The 13,821-nt window shown below is 71.7% G+C and carries 13 protein-coding genes; 8 read left to right on the plus strand and 5 right to left on the minus strand.

Translation table 11 applies throughout. From position 1 onward, the window contains the following. Positions 1-167 precede the first annotated feature (167 nt). Positions 168-1,043, minus strand: coding sequence for a nuclease (locus AC07EQ_RS03755; protein WP_478386402.1), 876 nt, complete (start codon positions 1,041-1,043; stop codon positions 168-170). Between AC07EQ_RS03755 and AC07EQ_RS03760 the strand changes: the two genes are divergently transcribed. The 3 genes from AC07EQ_RS03760 to AC07EQ_RS03770 all read left to right on the plus strand — a co-directional run bounded on the left by AC07EQ_RS03760 (position 1,042) and on the right by AC07EQ_RS03770 (position 5,549). Beyond that, on the plus strand, positions 1,042-1,173 hold the full coding sequence (locus tag AC07EQ_RS03760) for a hypothetical protein (protein WP_478386403.1): 132 nt from the start codon (positions 1,042-1,044) through the stop codon (positions 1,171-1,173). The two genes, AC07EQ_RS03755 and AC07EQ_RS03760, sit on opposite strands and share 2 nt — an antisense overlap. A gap of 91 nt (positions 1,174-1,264) precedes the next feature. Next, positions 1,265-4,441 carry an arabinosyltransferase domain-containing protein gene (locus AC07EQ_RS03765; RefSeq protein WP_478386404.1) on the plus strand — a complete coding sequence of 1,059 codons (3,177 nt, stop codon included), beginning with the start codon at positions 1,265-1,267 and terminating at the stop codon, positions 4,439-4,441. Positions 4,442-4,628: 187 nt separating this feature from the next. After that, positions 4,629-5,549, plus strand: coding sequence for an AEC family transporter (locus AC07EQ_RS03770; RefSeq protein ID WP_478386405.1), 921 nt, complete (start codon positions 4,629-4,631; stop codon positions 5,547-5,549). Between the two features lie 52 nt (positions 5,550-5,601). Here AC07EQ_RS03770 and AC07EQ_RS03775 read toward each other — a convergent pair whose 3' ends face one another. Beyond that, the gene (locus AC07EQ_RS03775) at positions 5,602-6,117 is read right to left on the minus strand and encodes a lytic polysaccharide monooxygenase auxiliary activity family 9 protein (protein ID WP_478386406.1); all 516 of its coding nucleotides are present in this window, start codon (positions 6,115-6,117) and stop codon (positions 5,602-5,604) included. A gap of 330 nt (positions 6,118-6,447) precedes the next feature. On the opposite strand from AC07EQ_RS03775, the gene AC07EQ_RS03780 reads away from it, so the two are divergent. Next, the gene (locus tag AC07EQ_RS03780) at positions 6,448-6,762 is read left to right on the plus strand and encodes a hypothetical protein (protein ID WP_478386407.1); all 315 of its coding nucleotides are present in this window, start codon (positions 6,448-6,450) and stop codon (positions 6,760-6,762) included. 111 nt (positions 6,763-6,873) lie between these two features. Then, positions 6,874-7,305, plus strand: coding sequence for a protein-tyrosine phosphatase family protein (locus AC07EQ_RS03785; protein WP_478386408.1), 432 nt, complete (start codon positions 6,874-6,876; stop codon positions 7,303-7,305). Positions 7,306-7,309: 4 nt separating this feature from the next. Here AC07EQ_RS03785 and AC07EQ_RS03790 read toward each other — a convergent pair whose 3' ends face one another. Continuing rightward, the gene (locus AC07EQ_RS03790) at positions 7,310-7,585 is read right to left on the minus strand and encodes a hypothetical protein (RefSeq protein WP_478386409.1); all 276 of its coding nucleotides are present in this window, start codon (positions 7,583-7,585) and stop codon (positions 7,310-7,312) included. A gap of 116 nt (positions 7,586-7,701) precedes the next feature. Continuing rightward, a complete protein-coding gene (locus AC07EQ_RS03795) occupies positions 7,702-8,547 on the minus strand; it encodes an HTD2 family dehydratase (protein WP_478386410.1) in 846 nt (281 codons plus the stop codon). Positions 8,548-8,808: 261 nt separating this feature from the next. Between AC07EQ_RS03795 and AC07EQ_RS03800 the strand changes: the two genes are divergently transcribed. The 3 genes from AC07EQ_RS03800 to AC07EQ_RS03810 all read left to right on the plus strand — a co-directional run bounded on the left by AC07EQ_RS03800 (position 8,809) and on the right by AC07EQ_RS03810 (position 12,065). Then, a complete protein-coding gene (locus tag AC07EQ_RS03800; RefSeq protein WP_478386411.1) occupies positions 8,809-10,008 on the plus strand; it encodes an MmgE/PrpD family protein in 1,200 nt (399 codons plus the stop codon). A 37-nt stretch (positions 10,009-10,045) separates the two neighbouring features. Further along, complete coding sequence (locus AC07EQ_RS03805; RefSeq protein ID WP_478386412.1) at positions 10,046-11,212, plus strand: acyl-CoA dehydrogenase family protein; 1,167 nt, start codon at positions 10,046-10,048, stop codon at positions 11,210-11,212. Positions 11,213-11,315: 103 nt separating this feature from the next. Continuing rightward, a complete protein-coding gene (locus tag AC07EQ_RS03810) occupies positions 11,316-12,065 on the plus strand; it encodes a GntR family transcriptional regulator (RefSeq protein WP_478386413.1) in 750 nt (249 codons plus the stop codon). A 36-nt stretch (positions 12,066-12,101) separates the two neighbouring features. Here AC07EQ_RS03810 and AC07EQ_RS03815 read toward each other — a convergent pair whose 3' ends face one another. Continuing rightward, positions 12,102-13,790 carry a right-handed parallel beta-helix repeat-containing protein gene (locus tag AC07EQ_RS03815; protein WP_478386414.1) on the minus strand — a complete coding sequence of 563 codons (1,689 nt, stop codon included), beginning with the start codon at positions 13,788-13,790 and terminating at the stop codon, positions 12,102-12,104. Between the last annotated feature and the right edge of the window lie 31 nt (positions 13,791-13,821).

Below are 13,821 nucleotides of genomic sequence, written 5' to 3' on the forward strand. Positions count from 1 at the left end.
CTGGTGCTCCGACCGGCCCATTCTCACCCGGCCGGAGACACGAGGCGAAACCCCTACCGGGCGATGCGCCGCACGTCGCGCTCCGGGTTCACCAGCAGCGCGACCGGTTGAACACCCGCATCGTCGTGCAGGACGTCGTCGACGCGGTGATCGGGGTGGGCCGGTGATCAGGCCTCGGTGAAGACGATCCGCTCCGGCTCGACCGTCAGGCGGATGTTCTGGCGGCGGACCTCGACGAGGGTTTCCAGCTCGGTGGCGTGGCCGTCCGGGACCGTGAACAGCCGGTCGTCGCGGGTGTCGAGGTACTCGGCGAAGCCGCCCAGCGACGCCCCGCCGGACTCCTCCAGTTCGAGGTAGTCGGCCAGCCGCCGGAACAGCTTCGGCAGCAGCACCGCCTCGTCCTGGAGCTGCTCGCGGGAGCGCACCCGCAGCCCTTCCAGCGTCGCGTCCGCCGCCCACACGCCCTGCTTCGCGTTCCGGGCGGCGATCGCGGCCTCGGCCATGCTCTGGCGCAGGTCGGGGAACAGTTTGGAGTAGAAGGTCGGATACACCAGGCCCGCGGTCAGCAGCGCGTGGTTCGCCGACGCCTGCAGGCCCTTCGGGTCGAGGTGGACGTCGCCGCCATCGGTGGAGCGGCCCGGTCGCCGGCCGGGGAAGGCGAAGGCCACCGCCCGGCCGTACTTGTCCGCGAACCGGGTCAGGATGTGGCCGGGCGCCTCTTCGGGGGTGCTCGCCGTGACCGCGCCGTCGTCGTTGCGCTCGAAAGCGGTGAAACCCAGGTGCGCCAGCAGCGCCTCCCAGGCGGCGTTCGCCGGTCCGGCCGGCTGGTGCCACATCTCGCTGCCGCGCGCTTGCGGCCGGTAGTGCGTCTCCGGCGCGTCGATGCCCTCTAATCGGAGCTGGGCGCCGCCGCGCGAGTTCAGCCGTACGGACAGGCCCGCCTTGGCGAACGCCTTCGGGTCGGTGGGGTAGAAGCGGATCGAGTCGCCGTCGGGCGAGGCGCCGATGATCCGGAAAGTTCCTTTGATCAACGTGAAAGTCATGCTGATCACGGTAGTGAAGGCGCCGTCCGCAGTGGACCGCTTCCACCCGGACAGCCCAGCCCCCGAGAGCCGCCGCACATTCACCGGTGCCGGCGGGAAGATCGCGCTGCGTGCCGGGCCGGGTGCGTAGCGCGATCAGGTTCCGCCGGTTGTCGCCTCGTCGGCGCGCCTCTCTAAGCTCTTCGGGTTGGGACTTTTCGGGAAGCAGAGGTGGCGGTCGCGTGACTGAGCGGTCCATGCAGGTCACGCGTCGTGGACCGGCGTCGAAATCGGCGCGCCGCTGGGCGGCTGTGCTGGGCCTGTTCTCCGCGCTGCTGGCGCTCGCGGTGCCGTTCCTGCCCGTCGAGCACGAAATCACGACGCTGCGGTGGCCGACCGCGCGGGGCACCGAATCGGTGTCGGCGCCGCTGGTCGGTCACGCGCCGCTGTGGCTCGCGGCGGAGGTGCCGTGCGCGGCGGCGCGCAGCCTGGACGCGCGCATCGACGGCCCGGGCGTGCTGGTCGCCACCAACGCGCCGTCGTCGGAGTACGGCGGGCTGACCGGGCTCACGCTGCAGGTCGACGGCGGGCAGGTCGCGCTGTGGTCCAGGGGGCATCAGGCCGGCACCGCCGCGCTGCCCGCGGGCGACTGCTCGATCTCGGTGCGCTCGGACGCCGCCGGCATGCAGGCCGCGGTGGGCGGGGTCGCGCTGGCCGCCGTGCCCGGCGACACCCGGCCCCAGCTGACCGGCATCTACTCGCAGCTCGACGCGGCGGCCGACGACGTCCGCGGCCTGTCCTTCGAGGCGCGGGTGGACAACCGCTTCGCGACCCAGGCGACGCCGCTGAAGGTCGCCGTGATGGTGCTGGCCGTCCTGGCGTTCCTCGGCTCGATGGTGGCGTTGCGGAGCATGGAGGTCCGCCGCGCGCCGCGCTGGGCGCCCGAGCGGTGGTGGCGGCCGAAGGTCCGCGACGTGGTCGTCCTCGGCGCGCTGGGCGTGTGGTGGTTGATCGGCGCGATGACCGCCGACGACGGCTACATCCTGACCATGCTGCGCGCCTCCGACAGCGCCGGGTACGTCACCAACTACTTCCGCTGGTTCAGCAACCCGGAATCGCCGTTCGGCTGGTTCTACGAGCTCTACGCGCTGTGGGTGCAGATCTCGCCCGCGACGCCGTGGGTGCGGTTGCCCGCGTTGTTCCTCGGCGTCGTCAGCTGGCTGCTCGTCAGCCGCGGTGTGCTGCCGCGGCTCGGGCAGCAGGTGCGCCGCAGCGAGTCCGCGGGCTGGGCCGCCGCCGCGGTGTTCCTGGCCTTCTGGCTGCCGTACAACAACGGCCTCCGCCCGGAACCGGTCGTCGTGGCGTTCTTCCTGCTCTCGCTGTGCGCGGTCGAACGCGCGGTGGCCACCCGGCGGCTGACGCCCGCCGCGCTCGGGCTGCTCGCGGCGGCGCTGGGCCTGGGGGCGAACCCGCACGGCATGGTGGCGATCCTGCCGTTCGTCGTGGCCGCCAAGCCGCTGCTCCGGATGCTGTGGCAGCGGGTGCGGGAACGCGGCGCGCTGCCGGTGCTGGCTCCCGTCGCGGCTGCCGGGCTGGTGATCCTGGTCGGCGTCTTCTTCGACCAGACGCTGCAGTCCGTGCTGGATTCGGTGGCGCTGAAGACCAAGTTCGGGCCGAACGAGCAGTGGTTCGAGGAGCTCAGCCGCTACGACCGGTTGTTCGGGCCGTGGCCGGACGGGTCGCTGACGCGTCGGTTCCCCGTGCTGCTGCTCATCCTGTGCATCGTGGCCAGCGGCGTCGTGCTGCTGCGCCGGGGCAAGATCCGGGGCGCCGCGCTCGGCCCGAGCCGTCGCGTGCTGGCGGTCGCCGCGCTGAGCTTCGTGGTGCTGGCCATGACCCCGACGAAGCACACGCACCACTTCGGGATGCTCGCCGGGATCGGCGCGGTGGTGGCCGCGCTGACGGCGCTGGCGACGAGCGCGGCGGTGCTGCGGTCCCGGCGCAACAGGGCCGGGTTCTTCGCCGGCCTCATGGTCATCTGCGCGTTCTCGGTCACCGGCACGAATTCCTGGTGGTACGTCTCCGGCTGGGGCGTGCCGTGGTTCGACCGGGCGCCGAGCCTCGACGGGCGCAGCGCGAGCACGTACTTCCTGGCGGCCGCGGCGATCGCCGGCATCGTCGCCATGGTCGAGCACCTGCGGCACGACGAACTGCCGGTGATCACGCCGGAGGCACGGCGGCGGGTGCTCAGCCTCGGCGCCGCCCCGCTGACGTTCACCTGCGCGATCCTGCTGGTCGGCGAGGTGGCGCTGTTCGCGGCGGGCATGCAGCGGCAGCGCGACGGCTACAGCCTCGGCGCGGACAACGTCAAGCAGCTCGCCGGTTCCAGCTGCGGGCTCTCCGACTACGTCGGCGTCGAGACCGATCCGCGCAGCGGCGTGCTGGCGCAGTCGCACATCCAGCCGCGGACCGAGAGCGCGGTGTCGGCGAGCCGCCGCACCGAGCAGAAGCCCGGCGACTACCTCGCCGCCACCGCAACGGGTTTCCACCGCTTCGGCTACCCGGAGGGCAAGCACTGGACCCCGCCGTTCGGGTTCGGCGGCGACGACGCGCCGGTGTGGGGCACTTACGCCGCCGACGGGCCGCTCACCGGCGAGCTGCGCACGCCGTGGTTCGACCTGCCCCCGCAGGCCACCAGCGGCGAGGCCCCGGTGGTGTTGTCCTTCGGCGGCGACGCGACGGGCGTGAACGCGCTCGGCGTCGAATGGGGCCGGGACACCCCGGAGGGCTTCGAGATCCTGGGCCGCGTCGACGTCGCCCAGCTCAGCGGCATGTGGTTCGACCGCCGGTTCGTCGTGAGCGACGCGACCAAGATCCGCGTGGTGGCCGTGGACCGCAAGATCGATTCCGGCGGCTGGATCGCCGTCAGCGCGCCGCGCGTCCCGCGGCTGACCAGCATGACGCAGGTGGTCGGCGACGCGCCGACCTTCGTGGAGTGGACCGCCGCGCTGGTGCACCCGTGCCTGAACCTGGCGCGCCTGCACAACGGGGTCGCCGAGCTGCCGCGGTTCCGGGTGGCCGGCGGCGGGATCATGCGCGACATGGGCCAGAGCTGGTCGGCGCCGGGCGCCGGCGGCCCGTTCGGCTGGCTCAACGTGGCGGGCAGCGTGCGGACGATGCCGACCTACCTCAAGGGCGACCTGCACCGCGACTGGGGCACGCTGTACCTGGTGGACGCCTACGAGGTGGACGCGCTGCCGGCGGAGGCCGCGATGGAGGTCCACCGCGAAACGCATTGGGGGCTTTGGAGTCCGGGCCCGCTGACGAAGGCGGTGAAGCTGCCCGGCGGCGCGCCCAGCTCGACCGGGCGCACCGACATCCGCCCGCTCGAGGAGATTCCGGCCGGCGACGCCGCGTGATCGGCTGTGAGCATCGCCATTCCGGCGGGGTAGCGGCGACCTAGATCGCTTAGGATCGCTAAACAACTAGTCGGAACCAGCCCGGAAGACGAAGCATGCCTCGCGCCCGAGAGCGGGTGGCCCGGCGCCGCCCGGCCGTCATCATCGTCCACTGTGGAATTCGCGTGCACCGGGGAGCGGAGGCGTCGTGTCCGGTGTGATCCAGGGCTTCGGCGTCATCGCCGCCATCGTGCTGATCGGCTACCTGCTGGGCCGCGGCGAGCTGCTCGGCGAGAACGCGCGCGAGGCGCTGACCCGGTTGTCGTTCTACGTCGGAACTCCCGCGCTGCTGCTGCAAATGCTCTCGGAATCCGACGTCTCGATCATCTTCTCCACCCCGCTGCTGGTCAGCGCGCTGAGCACGTTCGCCGCAGCGGGCCTGTTCGTACTGGTCGGCCTGCTGCGCAGGTGGAACATCCGGCGCACGACCATCGGCGCGCTGTGCTCCAGCTACGTCAACGCCGGCAACCTCGGCATCCCGATCGCCGTCTACGTGCTCGGCGACGCGAGCCTGATCGCGCCGGTGATGCTGTTCCAGCTGCTGGTCATGACGCCGATCGGGCTGACAGTGATCGACTTCTCGCAGGGCGGGGAGCGTTCCTCGGCCTGGCTGCGGATCCTCGCGCCGTTCCGCAACCCGATCGTCATCTGCTCGCTGGTCGGCGTCGCGATCTCGTTGAGCGGCTGGCGGATTCCGGCCCCGGTGCTGGAGCCGATCACCCTGCTCGGGCACCTGTCCGTGCCGACGGTGCTGCTGGCGTTCGGCATCTCGTTGCGCGGCAGCTCGTTGCCCGCAGGCGGCGCGGAGCGCTGGCCGGTTCTGCTGTCGGTGGGCCTGAAGTCGGTGGTGCACCCGGTGATCGCCTGGGCGATCGGCGCGGGCCTGTTCGGTCTGGAGGGCGCGGCGCTGTTCGCGGCGGTGGTGATCTCCGCGCTCCCGGCGGCGCAGAACCTCTTCGTCTACGCCTCGCGCTACAACGTGGGCGTGCGGCTGGCGCGCGAATCGATCCTGCTGTCCACGATCCTTTCGGTGCCGGTGCTTTTCACCGTCACGGCACTGCTGGGCTGACGTGCCCGTGCGCCTCCGGGCGGCACCCCGGAGGCGCAGGGCCCCTCGCCGGTCAGCCCACGTTGAGGTCGACGCAGGCGTAGAAGGCGTTGGCGGTGTCGGCGATGTTCCAGACGGCGAGCAGTTTCTGCTTGCCGCTCACCCCGCCGAGGTCGACGGTGTGGGAGAAGCGGTTCGGCGGCCGCTGGCCGCCGTCGTCGAACACCGCGACGCGGTTGCCACCGATGAAGTACTCCCAGGTCGTGGTGGCGTGGGAGGCGGTGATCGTCCAGTTGAAGTTCACCGTGTTGCCGACCTGCGTGGCCTTCCAGCCCTTGCCGTCGTCGTCGAGGTCGGAGAACCGGCCGTTCCCGCCGCTGCAGCTGGTCAGGCCCTTCGGGCCCTCGACGCTCTGCGGCTCCCACTTGATCTCGCCGCAGGGCACCGTCCCGGCGGCGCACTGGGCCTGGCGGCTCGGCGGCGAGTCGATGTAGCCGTGCGCGCCGGCGGTGCTGGTGGGTATCGCCACCAGGAAGGGCGCGATCGCCGCGCCGACGGCAGCGGCGGCGAGCTTTCGCTTCGAGTTCATCTCAGCTCCTTGTCGGTGCGGCCGGTGTTCCCGGCCGGCGTACCCCCCGAAATCCGGATCGGCGGTCGGCGGAGCGGCGCTCGGCGCCGGAGGAGCGGGAGGAGACCGGCCTGTCGACGACCGCTCATCGACTGGGCCTTCCCCGGAGCGCGGTGTGGTCTGGACCATACTGAGGCGGCGGAATCCGGTCAACGCCTGCGAAAACAGTCACCGCGATGGACCAGGACCACTCCGAGAAGTGGTCCGCCATCGGGAATCGCGAAAATTGTCGGGGGTGCGCGGGAACATTCGGGTGTTCGCCGAAGTCGGGCCGTCGAGGGGGCGACCGGCATGAACCCGCAGCAGCACATCGCCAACGCCCGCACCGCGCTGGGCGCCGCGGATCTCGGCGCGGCCGGTGATCCGGTCGTCGTCCTCGCCGACCTGGCGGCGATCGCCGAACTCCTCGGCCGCCTGGCCGAACAGGCCCGCCGGGACCTGGCGAGCTGGGCGACCGTCGGTCCGCACCTGGCGCAGGCCGGAGATCACGCCGCCGCGCTGGCGCGCAGCCTCCAGCACGCGGGCGGCACCCTCGCCTACAACACGGCGCCGCCCCGCCGCTGCAGCGTTCCGGCCACCCGCATCCAGGGCGAAGTGCGGCTCTGATCCCGCTGCGGCAACGGGAACCCCGATTGGCCACTGTGGACATCGATGTGCTTGCGGGGCGAATCCGGATGGCTCACCACGAGTAGTTCGCCCGCCGCGTAGGGTGGCCTCGTGGGTGATTCGTGGGATCTCGCCGGGGCTGGAGTGCTCCGGTTGCCGTCCGGCCGCCTCGTCAGAGGGCGCGGCCTGCGAAATCCGCCGCCTTCCGGGGCGGCGCCGTCCTTCGGCGTCTACCTGCTCGGCAAGCCGCCGCCGGAGGTCGAGTGGGAGAGTCGCTGGCTGCGCTGGCCGGACTTCCGCCTGCCCGGCGACCGGGCGCAGGCCCGCGAGGTCCTGCGCGAAGCGTGGGAACGCGCCGGTGCCGAGCGGGTGGAGCTCGCGTGTGCCGGTGGGCGGGGCCGGACCGGCACGGCGCTGGCCTGCCTGGCCGTCATCGACGGCGTCCCGGCGGGCGAGGCGGTCGCCTACGTCCGGGAGCACTACGACTCCCGCGCGGTCGAGACGCCCTGGCAGAAGCGCTACGTGGCCCGCTTCTCCGCCTGATCGATCAGCCGGGGTCCTCCTGCTGCGTTTCCGCGATGAGCTTCTCGCACAGTTCGAGGCCGACCCTGAGGACGTCGGCGGGCAGCTGGCCGCGGCCGGCGGCGAGCGCCAGCTCGTCCAGGAAGCCGACCAGCACGTACCTGTCGGCGGGCACGATCGGCGCGCGGCCGACCGCGCTCTCGGCCTGCTGCCTGCGGGCGTGGCGGCGGACCGACTCGGCGGCCTGCGCGATGCGGTCGTGGTCGGCGCGGCGCTGGTAGAGCTGTCGTTGCGTGGTCACCGCCTTCGGCCCCGCCCGGGCGAAGGTGATTGCGCAAGCAAGTACTCGAACACGCGTTCTAGTCTGGCAGGGTCGCCCCTTGATCGCATCTCGCCGCTGACCTGCGGCGAAGCGGGTCAGCGGAAGGTCACCGACGCCTCGGCCATCACCTCGTCCGGCTCGGTCCGCACGGTCATGTTCCCGTCCGGCCCGCCGCAGACCAGTACCGGATCGCCGGCGAACACCGGGCGCCGCAGCCGGTAGGCGATGCTCGCGATCTCGCGTTCCGGTTCCCGCCGCCGGGCCAGCTCGCTCATCAGCAGCACCAGGATCGGGCCGTGCACGACCAGGCCCGGGTACGCCTCGACGTCGCGCGCGTACGGCGCGTCGTAGTGGATGCGGTGCGAGTTCGCGGTCAGCGCGCTGAACCGGAACAGCCGCACCGGGTCGCCGGTGAAGGGCTGCTGCCATGCCGCGTCCGAGGCGGGCAGCGAGGCGGGGCGCGGCGAGCCCGGGCTCTTGGCGGCGCCTTCACCGCTGCGGTAGACGAAATCCTGCTCCTCGACGAACCGGACCTCGCCGTCCTGCCGGTACTCGCCGCGCACCGTCACGAACGCCATCTCGCCGGAACGGCCCTGCTTGACCACCACGTCGGACAACGACGACGTGCGCTCGGCCGGGGCACCCAGCCGCAGCGGGCCGGTGATCGTCAGGCGGCCGCCGGCGAACATCCGGCGCCGGTCGGGGATGGGCGGCAGGAAGTGGCCGCCGGCCGGATGCCCGTCCTGGCCGAGCTCGTCGTGCCGCGGCCAGCTCAGGAAGTGCACCCAATGCCAGAGCGGCGGCAGCGCCTCGGCATCGGCGAACTCCGCCGGCGTCTCCAGCACCGCGGCCAGCGCCCGCGACGGCTCGGGAGACAGCGCGTCCACCTCCGTCAGCGGCTCGGGTCGCCAGCCCTGCAGGTAGGTGTCGAGACCGGGCACGGGTCCTCCTTCCGGTCCGGGCCTGCGCCGGCCCGGCCGCTGCGCTGATTGGGCCGTACAAACTGTGGGCAAGTCTGTGCCCACCGCCGCGCGGCGTCAACGACGAGGTTGCGGAGTCGGCGGTGATTCCGCCGACAGGTCGCGGTTTCCGGCGAATGGCGGTAGGTCTTGACCGGGCGATGCATTTGGCCGTACAAAGATTGGCGTCCGGTTGATCGACGTGGCGACGCCGCAGGGCGTGGCGCTGGCGGAAAGGTCCCAATGGCATCCATCGCTGAGTCCCTCGCGCAGTGGGCGGCCGAGCTCGAACCGGGCGCGGAGGATCTCGCGCTCGCCCAGCGCTCCCTCGTCGACACCGCCGCGGTCACCCTGGCCGCCCGGAACCACCCGCTGACCGGGATCGCGGCCGGGCTGCCGGACGCGGCGCGCTGGGCGGCCATCGGTCACGTGCTGGACTTCGACGACCTGCACATCGAGTCGACCACGCACATCAGCGTCGTGACCGTTCCGGTCGTGCTCGCCACCGGCGGCGACGCCCGGGCATACCTGGCGGGCGCGGGCGTGATGGCGCGCCTGGGCGGCGCACTGGGCTGGTCGCACTACTCGGCCGGCTGGCACGCCACCTGCACGGCCGGCGCACCGGCCGCCGCGGTCGCGGCCGGAATCGCGCTGGGCCTGTCCACCGAGCAGCTGGCGACCGCGATGGCGCTGGCCGTCCCGGCCGCGGGCGGCGTGCAGAACGCCTTCGGCACCCACGGGAAGTCGCTGCAGGTCGGGTTCGCCGCGCAGGCGGGGGTTCGCGCGGCCGAGCTCGCGCGGGCGGGTGCGACGGCGGACCCGAGCGCGCTCGACGCCTGGCTGGAGCTGGTCGGCGGCACCGGCCGGCTGGACCTGGCGGGCCCGGCGGTGCCCGGCGGCCTGGCCATCAAGGTCTACCCCTGCTGCTACGCGATGCAGCGGCCGATCGCCGCGCTGCGCGACATCCGCCACGACATCCGGGGAGCGGTGCGCGGCGTGCGCGTCAGCACGCCGGAACCGACGGTCAAACCGCTGATCCACGACCGGCCCGGCACCGGCCTGGAGGGCAAGTTCAGCCTGCCCTACGCGGTGGCCACCGCCCTGCTCGACCACTACCCGGACTTCGCCGCGTTCACCGACGACGCGGTCAACCGGGAGAGCGCCCAGCGCCTGCTGCGGCAGGTCGAGGTGTCCTACACCTCGGGCGAGGAGGGCCTGCTCACCGGCGAGGTGGACATCGAGGTCGAACACGACGGACCGGCCCTGCGGGTGAGCCTGGCGCAGCCGCCGGGCGCGCCGTCGCGGCCGCCGACCGAAGCGGAACTGCGCGAGAAGTTCACCGCCTGCGGCGAGGACGTGCCCGGGCTGCTGGCGGCGGCGGACTGGAAGTCCGTCCGCGAGCTGCTGCAGCGGACGTTCCCGCGCACCGGAGCGGTCGAGTGAAAACGTACTTCCAGGCTCACCACAAGGGAGCGATGCATTGAGCACATTGGACATCCTCAGCGCCGACGAGAAGCTCGCCGTGGAGACGGTGCGCGACTTCGTGGACAAGTCCGTCAGGCCCGTGGTGCAGGAGCTGGAGCACTCCAACACCTACCCGGAGGCCCTCATCGAGCAGATGAAGGAACTGGGCATCTTCGGGCTGGCGATCCCCGAGGAGTACGGCGGCACACCGGTTTCCACGCCCTGCTACGTGCTGATCGTCGAGGAGCTGGCCCGCGGCTGGATGAGCCTGGCCGGCGCGATGGGCGGTCACACCGTGGTGTCCAAGCTGCTGCTGAACTTCGGCACCGAGGAGCAGAAGCGCAAGTACCTGCCGAAGATGGCCACCGGCGAGATCCGCGCGACGATGGCGCTGACCGAGCCCGGCGGCGGCTCCGACCTGCAGGCGATGACCACCAACGCCCGGCGGGACGGCGATGATTACGTGGTCAACGGCGCCAAGACCTGGATCACCAACTCCCGCCGGTCCAAGCTGATCGCGCTGATGTGCAAGACCGACCCGGCCGCGAAGCCCGGCCACAAGGGCATTTCGATCCTGCTCGTCGAGCACGGCCCGGGCCTGACCGTCTCCCGCGACCTGCCCAAGCTCGGCTACAAGGGCGTGGAAAGCTGCGAACTGTCCTTCGAGGACTACCGCGCCCCGGCCTCGGCGCTGCTGGGCACCGAGGAGGGCCGGGGCTTCGCGCAGATGATGAAGGGCCTGGAGACCGGCCGCATCCAGGTCGCCTCCCGGGCGCTGGGCGTGGGCAAGGCGGCCCTGGAGGACGCGCTTCGCTACGCCCAGGAGCGGGAGAGCTTCGGCAAGGCGATCTGGCAGCACCAGTCGGTGGGCAACTACCTGGCGGACATGGCCACCAAGCTCACCGCCGCCCGCCAGCTCACCCTGCACGCCGCCCGGGAGTACGACGCGGGCCGCCGGGTGGACATGGAGGCGGGCATGGCCAAGCTGTTCGCCTCGGAGGTGGCCATGGAGATCGCGCTGAACGCGGTGCGCATCCACGGCGGCTACGGCTATTCCACGGAGTTCGACGTGGAGCGCTACTTCCGCGACGCGCCGCTGATGATCGTCGGCGAGGGCACCAACGAGATCCAGCGCAACGTCATCGCGGCGCAGCTGGTCAAACGCGGCGGCCTCGACGCCTGACGCCGGCGCCCCGCGGGGCTCGTGAGTGCTCGCTCCGGCAAGAACCGGAACGAGCACTCACGAGCTTCCGCTACGGTCATGGGCGACAAGCCGGGAGGTGAAAGTGGCACAGCGGACCGATGGCCGGGAGAGCGCGTACCTGCGCCTGGCGCGGGAGCTGCGGGCGGCGATCCTGCAGCACGACTACCCCGAGGGCAAACGGCTGCCCACCGAGGCGGAACTCGCCGAGACGCACCGCGTCAGCAGGCAGACGGTCCGCCGCGCCTTCCAGGACCTCGTCGCCGAGGGCATGGTCTACCGGATCCCGGGGCGTGGCACCTTCGCGGCGCCGCGGGAAGAGCAGTACCTGCGCCAGTTCGGTTCCATCGACGACCTGATGGGCCTGTCGATCGACACCACGATGGAGCTGATCACCCCGCTGCGCCAGCAGGTCGACCTGGACGCGGCGGGCCGCCTGCGGCTGCAGTCCGACCGGGTGCACACCCTGGAGTTCCGGCGGCTGCACGACGACGTGCCGTTCTGCCTGACGACGGTGTTCCTGCCGCCGGCGGTGGGCAAGCTCGTCGAATCGGTGCCGGAGCTGACCGAGCCCGGCTCGCGCAGCGGCGTGACGATCATCGGGCTGCTCGACGACCGGCTGACCGACCCGATCGCGGAGGCCGAGCAGAGCATCACGGTGGGCTTGGCGACGCCGGAGATCGCCGAACACCTCGGCTGCGAGCAGCAGCGGCCGCTGCTGCGGATCGACCGCATGTACCAGTCGACGACGGGCCAGCCCGTCGAGCTGGCGGTCAGCTACTTCCTGCCGGAGCACTACTCCTACCGGGTCCGCCTCCGCCGCAACGTCCGCTGAGCGCCCGCGAGCACCCAGCGGACTGCGCGACCGGGTTCAGCCGCGCGGCGTGCGGCCTGCGGCCGTCATGATCCCGGCGACCGACGGATCATCGCCGAAGGCGTCGGCCGGCAACGTCGTGTTGTCGGCCAGCGTCACGCCTTCCGGGGGTTCGCCGGGGTCGGCGTCCCAGAAGTTGCCGATGAACGCGACGTGTTCCAGCGGCGGCGACACCTCCAGCGCGATCGGGCTGTCGGCCCGGTGGACGACGTTGCCCTGCACGGTGACCCAGGCGGCGCCGTAGTCGGTGTAGAGGCCGAAGTTGTAGGACTGGATCGTGTCGCGGACGACGTTGCCGCGTATCAGCGCCCCGTCGGCATGCGAACTGCCCTGGCTTCCCGACACGTAGATGCCGCCGCCATCGGCCAGGACCTTCATCGTGTCGTGCACCAGGTTGTTCAGCACCTGCGTGCCATGCCCCTCGTAGACCACGATGCCCGCGTGCGGTGCGTCGTTGACCTGGTTGTGCGCGATGACGGTGTCCCGGGTGCCCGACAGCAGAACGGCCGGCGAACCGCTGTAGTCCTGTCCGATGTGGTGGATGTGGTTGTTCTCGATCCGGTGGCCGCGGGCGCCCTCGCCGATCACCAGGCCGCCGCCGGCGACCTCGTCGATCACGCTGTCCCGCAACGCGTTTCCGTCGCCGTCACCGCGGAATTCCAGCGCGACCGCGCCCAGCCTCGTGAACCGGCAGCCTTCCAGCACGACCCGCGAGGAGTTTTCGAAGACCACGTTGCCGGGCATGGCCGTGGCGTCGCCGGGGACGACGACCTGCCCTTGACCGTCGGCGAAGACGATCGTGTGGAGCGGACCGCCGTCGTGGTAGCCGTTGCCGTGGTAGTGCAGGAAGCCCTCCGGCGAGCTCGGGCGCAGCCACGTCGCATCGGCGAAGGTGATGCCGCGGAAGGCTATGTCGTGCACATCTCGGGCGTGCAACAGGGTTTCCAGCACCGGTGCCACCACGGCGTCGTCGAGTTCCTCGCCGGGCCGCGGCAGGTAGTGCAGGACCCCATCGGCGAGCGCGAAGGTGCCCTCGGTCAGGAATGCGGGGCTGTTCTCGGCCGAGGTCGGGCTGTCGAGCCCGTTCTGTTCGCCGGCGTTCGGGTCGTCCCAGGTGATGACCGCGCGGTACAGCTGCGCCGCCCAAGCGAAAGCGGGCTGCGCCATGGTGATCGTGGTCGATTGCTCGTCGCCCGAGATCCGCGACGCCTGGCAGCGGGCTTCGGACCAGGGGTAGGCGCCCCGGTAGACGAACTCGACCTGGCCCTGCCAGGATCGGGGCGCGGGATCTGCGATGACGTAGCCGGTCTCGGTCCTGACCAGGCCTTGGTCGATCGCGATGGCCGCCCGCGGCGCGCGGCGTCCGGCCACGTAGAGCTGGCGGGTCGCCAATCCGGGGACCGCTGCCCGGCACACACCGTCATCGTCCTGCCGCCAGCCGTTGATCTGCCGGCCGCCGCTGATCACGACCTCTTCCTGCGCTCCGGTGCCGTATCCGAATGCCTGGTAGACGACCCCGGAGTCGGCGGCCGAGAGCGAGAACGTCCCGGTGAGGCGGTAGGTGCCCGCCCGGAGGTTGACCACGGAGCCAGGCTCCGCCGCCGCGCGGGCCCGGTCCAGTGTGGCGAACGGGCGCTCGATCGTGCCCGGGCCGGAGTCGTCACCAGAAGGATCAACGAAGATCATCGACAATGCCTCTCTTGTGTATGGCATACAC

The organism is Saccharopolyspora sp. NPDC045839, assembly GCF_056431645.1.

Coding starts and splice junctions, on each gene's coding strand:
- AC07EQ_RS03815 (WP_478386414.1), bottom strand. CDS start 13,790: ATGATCTTCGTTGATCCTTCTGGTGACGACTCCGGCCCGGGCACGATC.
- AC07EQ_RS03800 (WP_478386411.1), top strand. CDS start 8,809: ATGGCATCCATCGCTGAGTCCCTCGCGCAGTGGGCGGCCGAGCTCGAA.
- AC07EQ_RS03760 (WP_478386403.1), top strand. CDS start 1,042: ATGCTGATCACGGTAGTGAAGGCGCCGTCCGCAGTGGACCGCTTCCAC.
- AC07EQ_RS03755 (WP_478386402.1), bottom strand. CDS start 1,043: ATGACTTTCACGTTGATCAAAGGAACTTTCCGGATCATCGGCGCCTCG.
- AC07EQ_RS03780 (WP_478386407.1), top strand. CDS start 6,448: ATGAACCCGCAGCAGCACATCGCCAACGCCCGCACCGCGCTGGGCGCC.
- AC07EQ_RS03775 (WP_478386406.1), bottom strand. CDS start 6,117: ATGAACTCGAAGCGAAAGCTCGCCGCCGCTGCCGTCGGCGCGGCGATC.